This window comes from Simplicispira piscis, from assembly GCF_054783455.1.
Genome location: NZ_BAAGQN010000019.1, coordinates 24,956 through 31,682, shown reverse-complemented (window position 1 = coordinate 31,682; position 6,727 = coordinate 24,956). Strand labels below are relative to the sequence as shown.

Here is a 6,727-nt window from a genome sequence, read left to right as displayed (position 1 = left end):
AATGTGATCTTCAGCTACACCGTGGGCCAGGAAAACGCTGTCATTGCCAATGGCCGCAAGGACCTGGGCTGGAAAGTGCCCCAGGTTGGGGCCTGGCCGCTGTCGTTCCCGTTCTTCATCGAGGGGGGCAAGGACGCGGCCGATGGCGCGCTGATGGCGCAGACCTTCATTGCCGAGCCCAGCAACGAGCGGCGCGCCGCCTTTTTGAGCGCTTTCACGCGCAAGAATGGCAAGCGCATGGCCGTGCCCATGGCGGCGGCCCAGGGCTATGACACCACCTACCTGCTGATCCATTCGCTGTTCGGTATCCGCAGCGGCAAGATCGACGGCCCCTCGATCAAGACCGCGCTGGAGAATATTCCGCGTGTGTATTACGGCGTGGTGGCCACCTACGAAAAGCCGTTCAGCCGCAACGACAAGGATGCCATCACCCAGAACATGCTGGTCATGGGCAAGGTGCAGGGCGGGGCCATCACTTTTGCCTACCCGGAAGACGCCAAGCGCAACCTGATCGTGCAGCGCAAACAATAAAAACGGCGATCCGCAGCCTGGTCCGGCTGCGGTAATGCTCTAGCGCATACTGCGTGAGCAGCCCTGCAGGGGGCGGCCTCGGGGCGCATTGGCACGTGTTCGCACCCAGGGTGCGCAGAAACGGCGCACTGGACGAGCCGCAGGCCCCAACGATGGCGGCGCTGTCAAAATCTTAGTGTTTTAGGTCTCTGGCGCTTTGCTGTATTGCGCTGATAGCTATTGTATTGATAGCTATGCTGGCATGCGGCGGGCGCAGCACTTTCTGGCCGCAGAGGGGCTGTGCGCCGCGCTGGTGCCGACGTTCAGGCGCCGAAAGCGATGCCTTTCAGGGCGGACAGGGCACGCAAGATTGCATTCCAATAAAAGCAAAATTAAACTCTGCCTGAATACATCAGTGTGGCTAATATGGTTTGCCGCGTCCCATTCCTTCAAACGCCTCTTACACCATGAGTTCTTACGACCCTGCCGCTCTGGAATGCCTTGCCGCCATCATCGAGGAAGGGGGCTTCGAGCGTGCCGCCCAGCGCCTGAATGTCACGCAGTCCGCCGTTTCGCAGCGACTGCGGGCGCTGGAGGCACAGGTAGGGTCGGTGCTGATCGTGCGCAGCAGGCCGCTGCGGCCCACGTCGGCGGGGCAGTTACTGCTCAAGCACACCAAGCAGATGCGCCTGCTGCGCGCCGACCTGGAGCGTGACCTGCAGGAACTGGCACCCAGTGCGCCGGGGGGCGGGCGGGAAGACGAGCGCATCTCCATTGCCATCAATGCCGACAGCATTGCCACCTGGGCGCTGGGCGCGCTGCAAGACCTGGTGCACCAGCGCCTGCCCCTGGAAATCATTGTGGACGACCAGGATTTCACCCAGGAATGGCTGCGCTCGGGCCAGGTGCTGGGCTGCGTCACCACGCTCAAGCAGGCCTTGCGCGGCTGCAAAATGGTGCCGCTGGGTGCCATGCGCTATGTGGCTGTGGCTTCGCCCGCGTTTGAGCAAAAGCACCTGCCCGGTGGCCTCACGGCGCACAACTTTCGCACGGTGCCCTACCTTTCGTTCAACCGCAAGGACGACATGGCGGTGGAATTTGTGTCCCGGGCTTTCGGCCTGAAGCGGGTGGCCCTGAACCACCTGTTTGTCCCCAGCTCCGAAGGACAGATGCATGCTGTTTCAGCCGGGTGGGCCGTGGGTGTACTGCCGGAACTGTTGGTGCGCGACAAACTGGCGGACGGCAGCCTGGTCAACATGGCCCCGGGACAGGTACTGTTCATCCAGTTGTATTGGCACTGCTGGAATTTGGAGTCCGAGGTGCTCGACGCTCTGACCTTGGCCCTGACGGAAACGGCGGCGCAGTCGCTGGTTGCTTCATGAGAGTGAAAACCCTGAACGCCGTGGTTACGAAACAACTGCACCAACCATTTTTAAACTGTAATGCATAAGATGGTGGGTATGTCGACCCAGCCCACCAAAATTTCCTTCAAGGAGCAAATGCACCAGGCGCGCGAACGCGCCATTTTGCAGACCGCCTGCGACCTGCTGGGTGCCAAGTCGTTTGATGCCATGACCATGGACGATGTGGCCAATGGCGTGGGCATTGCCAAGGCCAGCCTGTACAAGCATTTCGGCAGCAAGGAAGACCTGTGCTGCGCCGCCATGGTGGAAGTGCTGCACCTGGTGCGCGCTTACCTGGCCACCCTCGACCCTGGCCTGCCCGTCGTGGACAAACTGCGCGCAGTGGTGCGTTGGTCGCTTGAGCGCCTGCTGGCCCACGAAATGCCGCTGCTGCCCAGCAGCAACTCCACGCTGCGCAGTGTGCTCATGTCCAACAAAGAATATGCGGACGGTGTGATTCTGCTCAGCGACACTTTGGGTGAGTGGATCGTCCAGGCGCAGGCCGAGGGCGTCATTGAACCCACCCTGCCGCCGCTGGTGGTGCTCTACACCTTGTACGCGCGCGCCTGCGATCCGGTCGTGGGTTTTCTCAAGGAGAGTGGGCTGTACCAGGACGCAGAGATCATCGATTTGGTGCTGCGCACCTGTTTCGACGGATTGAGCGCACGCTAAAAAGGCGCCTGCAGATGCGGGCGCCTTTGCTTTTATCGTCCGAGCTGCCTGCTCAGGCGGGCAGCAACACCCGATCCACCACGTGGATCACCCCGTTACTTGTGAACACATCGGTGGCCACGATGCCGGTGACGCGCTGCTTTTGGTCGGTGATCTTCAGACTGGCATCGACCACGAAGGTCTGGCCCTGCACCGTGGCAATGGCGGAGCCCACTGGCACCTCGGCTTTGAGCACACGGGAACCCACCACGTGGTAGGTCAGCACCTTCGTCAGCAACGCCTTGTCGGCCAGCAGAGCGTCCTTGCCCACGCCCAGCTCGCCCAGCAGCGCTGCAAAAGTTGCGTTGGTGGGGGCAAAAACGGTGAACGGCCCTGCACTCTGCAAAGTTTCCACCAGACCCGCCGCCACCACTGCCTCAACGAGGATGCTGAAGTCGGGCAAAGACTGCGCTGTCGCCACAATATCCTTGTTGGCAGGCAGCAGCACGCGGTCCACCAGATGCACAACGCCGTTGCTGGCCTGGATGTCGGTGGCGGTGATGTTGCCGACGCGGTTGCGCCCATCGGTGATCTTCAGACCCCCCAACGACTCGATTTTGAAGAATCCGCCGGCCAAAGGACTGATGGCCTTGCCCACGGGCACATTGGCAAGTGGCACATTGCTGCCCAGCACGTGGTACGTCAGCACGGCCGTCAACAAGGCTTTGTCGGCCAATAGGGCTTCTTTGGTCACACCCAGTTCGGCGAGCAGCGCTGCGAAAGCCGCATTGGTCGGTGCAAAAACCGTGAGTTTCTCCGTGCTCAGTGTGGGGGCCAGACCGGCAGCGACCACGGCTTCGACGAGGATGCTGAGGTCGGGCGTGTTTTGCGCCACCTCGACGATATTGCGCTGCGGCTCGTCATCGCCGCCGCCACAGGCTTGCAGCAAGGTGGTGCTGGCGCCCACAGCGGCAGCGATCAGGACGGAACGGCGGTTGAACACGGTGTTCATGGCGGATTCTCCTTGGGGGGTTATGAAGGGTGCAATCACTGAACGCTATGTGGCCCGGTTCATTGGGGCATCAGCACGGTGTCGATCGCATGGATCACACCGTTGCTTGCGGCAACGTCGGTGGCGACCACCTTGGACTGGTCCACCATCACGCCCATGTTGGTAGAAACCGTCAGCTCCTGTCCCTCGACGGTCTTGACCTTGCCAGCCTTCACGTCCTTGGCCATGACTTTGCCGGGTACGACGTGGTACGTCAGGACCTTGGTCAGTGCAGCCTTGTCGGCCAACAGACCGTCGAGCGTGGCCTTGGGGATCTTTGCGAACGCTTCATCGGTGGGGGCAAATACCGTGAACGGGCCCGGTCCCTTGAGCGTATCCACCAGGCCAGCCGCTTGAACTGCAGCCACCAAGGTGTTGAAGTTGCCTGCCTTTACGGCGGTGTCAACGATGTCTTGCGCCATGGTGGTGAACGTGGCGCCGGCAGTCAGAGCCAATGCAATCAAAGTCTTCTTCATGGGTCGTTCCTCTGGTGTGGGATGGAAACAGAACGCCAGGATGGGCGTTCGCGAAATGTATAACCAATCAGTAATAAAGTAAACCTATAGGTTATGTGAAAACTATCCGGTAATTTTCGGGCGCAAAAAAACCCTGCCGAGGCAGGGCTGGACGGGAGTGAAAGGGTTCAGCGCACGATGAGCACCGGCACCTTGCTGTTGGCCAGCACCTGTGTGGTGACTGAGCCCATGACCAGCGTGGCCAAGGCGCCGTGGCCGTGCGAGCCCATCACCAGCAGGTCAAATTTGCCTGTGTCGGCGACCTTGCCGATGGTTTCACCCACCGCTCCCACCTTCAGAATGCGCTTGGGCGCCACACCATGGCGCTCCAGAAATTTGCAGACCGGGCCCATCACCTTGTCGCCTTCGTCGGCGTAATACTGGTCCACCACCTCTTTGCCAACAGCCGCGCGCGCGCGCGGCGGTAACGCTGCCTGGACGGTGATCACGGTGTAGCTGTGGTTCGAACCCAGAAAGTCATCATGGGTGGCCAGATAGGCCAGCATTTTCTTTGTGTAAGCGCTGCCATCGACAGCCAGCAAGATGTTCATGCGATGCTCCAGGAAGTACGTTGGACGGGAATCTGGGAAGCTCCCAGGCCTCGCCCATCATACGGCCAGGCAACACTGTGGCTGGAAGAAGGACTGTTCGTTCTTGCGTGCGTAACCCAGGGGATTGGCCACCACGCGGCATTGCCAGGGCGTGCCGTCGTCTCGCAGGCCCTGGGCGGTGTAGTCGCTGGGCGCGTGCAGGTGACCGTGCAGCCACAGCCGGGCATGTGGCAAAAGATCGTCGTAGGCATTGCAAAACCCGGCCGTGCCAGCGGCCATGCCATAGCGCGGGTCCGCGCTGCGCAGGCTCGGAGCAAAGTGCGTGACGGCTACCGTGGGGCCGTCAAACGCCTGCGCCAGCGTGGCGGACAGCCACTCGTGGCACTCCAGCGCCTGGGCGCGCACCGTTTCGGCCAGCCAGGGCAAGCCGTTGCGCGTGCAGCCCGTTTTGGAGAGGTAAAAATCGGCTGCGCGGTAAGCCTTCTGGCGCATGCGCAAGCGCTCTGCCAGGTCGCTGCAGCCCTTGTGGTCAGCGATGGAATCGAAGTTGCTCCACAAGGTGGTGCCCACAAAACGCACCCCGTCGAGCACCAGGGTCTCGCGTTCCAGCCACAGCAGGCCCAAGGTGTCGCAGGTACGGCGCAGGCGTGCGTGGGCCGCGTCGAAGTCCTGCATGTCGTACTCATGGTTGCCTGGCACAAAAACCACGGGGGTGGGCCAAGCCCCCCATTGGGGCAGGGGTGAGAAGCGCTCCAGGCCAAAGTGCGCTCCTTCGAGTAACGAGCCGTCCTGGTAGGAGCCAATGTCGCCCGCCAGCACCAGTACATCGGCATTGGACACAGGTTCTGGCCTGAACTGCGGGTGGGCCTCCAGGTGGAGGTCAGACAAAAGCTGGATCTGCATGCAAGACGCGCGCAATGGCCTTCGATCAAGGCCGGCCTGTGGCCGCAAGGCCGTCCAGCGCATCCACCAAGGCCCTGAATTCCGCGCTGCTGAGTGAGAGGCTGCGCTCATGCCCGGATTTCGCGGTGATCTGGAAGGGCCAGGTCGTGCGTTCTCCCGGGCGATACGCCGCAGCGGCCTGGCGCACGGTGGCCAGGTCCAGGTCAAAGGCCACGGTTTCCGTGTGGGTGCACTTGCGCTCAAAAAGGTCACGCAAGTTACAAATGCTGTTCTGGCTCAGGCCCTGGAGCGTGGCGGTGTGGCTGCCACTGGCGCCAGGGTAGGTCGCCTTGGCCAGATGGCGAAAGCTGAAGTCGATGTAGGTGTCCGTCAGCACCACCTGCACCAAGGGCTGGTGGGACTTCGGGTCGATGCTGGCTCGCAGGTATTCGGTGCTCGGGTAATCCTTGCTTTCGGGCACATGGGCCGGCGCCGTGCTGAAACTGGTGGCGCGGCCAGACGCATCCACCTCGGTGGCCATCTTCCCCCGGTAAAAGTCGGGCACATGCCGGTAGGCCACGGCATCAAAGCTGTCCTTGTTGGCCAGCGACTTGAAAAGGTAGTCCCCATGTTTCCAGGACGTGCCTTTTTGCAGCAAGTTGTAGCTGTGGGGCTCTCCATTGGCAAAGAAGGTGAAGTAACTGCTCTTGGCTGCCGGGGCGCCCGGCTCGGTGACCAGCGTGGCGGTAGTGCCCCGGCACAGGTTTGCGCGGTCGCTCTCTGGGCGCGGTAGCAAGGGGATTTCTGCCGTGCAGACGCCTTGGGCATCGGTGGTGCACGACCAGGCGCTTTCGATCTTCTTGCCCCCAAAGAAGGAGCCATCGTCCGATTTGCAGGTGCCGCTGACCGTGACAGAGGCAAAAGGCACATCCTTTGACTGCAGCAGCACGAAGTGGGCCTCGCCCCGGGAGGGGCTGGCCGCGAAGACGGGGGAGGCCAAGGCGGCGGCCAGGGACAGGGTCAGGGCTTTATTCATGGACAGCGGCGAAGACGTGGAGGAGCAAGGGCGTGCGTGCCTGGGAATCGTACCCCGGCACCATGGCGAAATCGCCAAGGGCCTACGGCGGGTGGGGTGAGGGGCGGTGTTCTTGCGGATGCGATGGG

8 protein-coding genes are annotated in these 6,727 nt (G+C 61.9%); 3 read left to right on the top strand and 5 right to left on the bottom strand.

Annotated elements, in window-relative coordinates; all coding sequences use genetic code 11:
• The 3 genes from ACYVOC_RS15010 to ACYVOC_RS15000 form a co-directional block, all read left to right on the top strand.
• On the top strand, positions 1-531 hold a 531-nt coding region (locus ACYVOC_RS15010), incomplete at its 5' end, for an ABC transporter substrate-binding protein (protein WP_461162325.1).
• 446 nt (positions 532-977) lie between these two features.
• Positions 978-1,892 (top strand): LysR family transcriptional regulator ArgP, encoded by a 915-nt coding sequence (locus ACYVOC_RS15005; RefSeq protein WP_116005580.1) that lies wholly within the window; start codon positions 978-980, stop codon positions 1,890-1,892.
• 78 nt (positions 1,893-1,970) lie between these two features.
• A complete protein-coding gene (locus ACYVOC_RS15000) occupies positions 1,971-2,585 on the top strand; it encodes a TetR/AcrR family transcriptional regulator (RefSeq protein ID WP_461162324.1) in 615 nt (204 codons plus the stop codon).
• 52 nt (positions 2,586-2,637) lie between these two features.
• Here ACYVOC_RS15000 and ACYVOC_RS14995 read toward each other — a convergent pair whose 3' ends face one another.
• From ACYVOC_RS14995 to ACYVOC_RS14975, 5 genes are all read right to left on the bottom strand, one after another.
• Positions 2,638-3,576 carry a fasciclin domain-containing protein gene (locus ACYVOC_RS14995; protein ID WP_461162323.1) on the bottom strand — a complete coding sequence of 313 codons (939 nt, stop codon included), beginning with the start codon at positions 3,574-3,576 and terminating at the stop codon, positions 2,638-2,640.
• 59 nt (positions 3,577-3,635) lie between these two features.
• Positions 3,636-4,091: a fasciclin domain-containing protein gene (locus tag ACYVOC_RS14990; RefSeq protein WP_116005583.1), complete on the bottom strand. Its 456-nt coding sequence runs from the start codon at positions 4,089-4,091 to the stop codon at positions 3,636-3,638.
• A 167-nt stretch (positions 4,092-4,258) separates the two neighbouring features.
• Positions 4,259-4,681 (bottom strand): universal stress protein, encoded by a 423-nt coding sequence (locus ACYVOC_RS14985; protein WP_116005584.1) that lies wholly within the window; start codon positions 4,679-4,681, stop codon positions 4,259-4,261.
• A 57-nt stretch (positions 4,682-4,738) separates the two neighbouring features.
• Positions 4,739-5,584, bottom strand: a complete 846-nt coding sequence (locus ACYVOC_RS14980; protein ID WP_116005585.1) for a metallophosphoesterase — start codon at positions 5,582-5,584, stop codon at positions 4,739-4,741.
• A gap of 25 nt (positions 5,585-5,609) precedes the next feature.
• Positions 5,610-6,599 carry a hypothetical protein gene (locus tag ACYVOC_RS14975; RefSeq protein ID WP_116005586.1) on the bottom strand — a complete coding sequence of 330 codons (990 nt, stop codon included), beginning with the start codon at positions 6,597-6,599 and terminating at the stop codon, positions 5,610-5,612.
• Between the last annotated feature and the right edge of the window lie 128 nt (positions 6,600-6,727).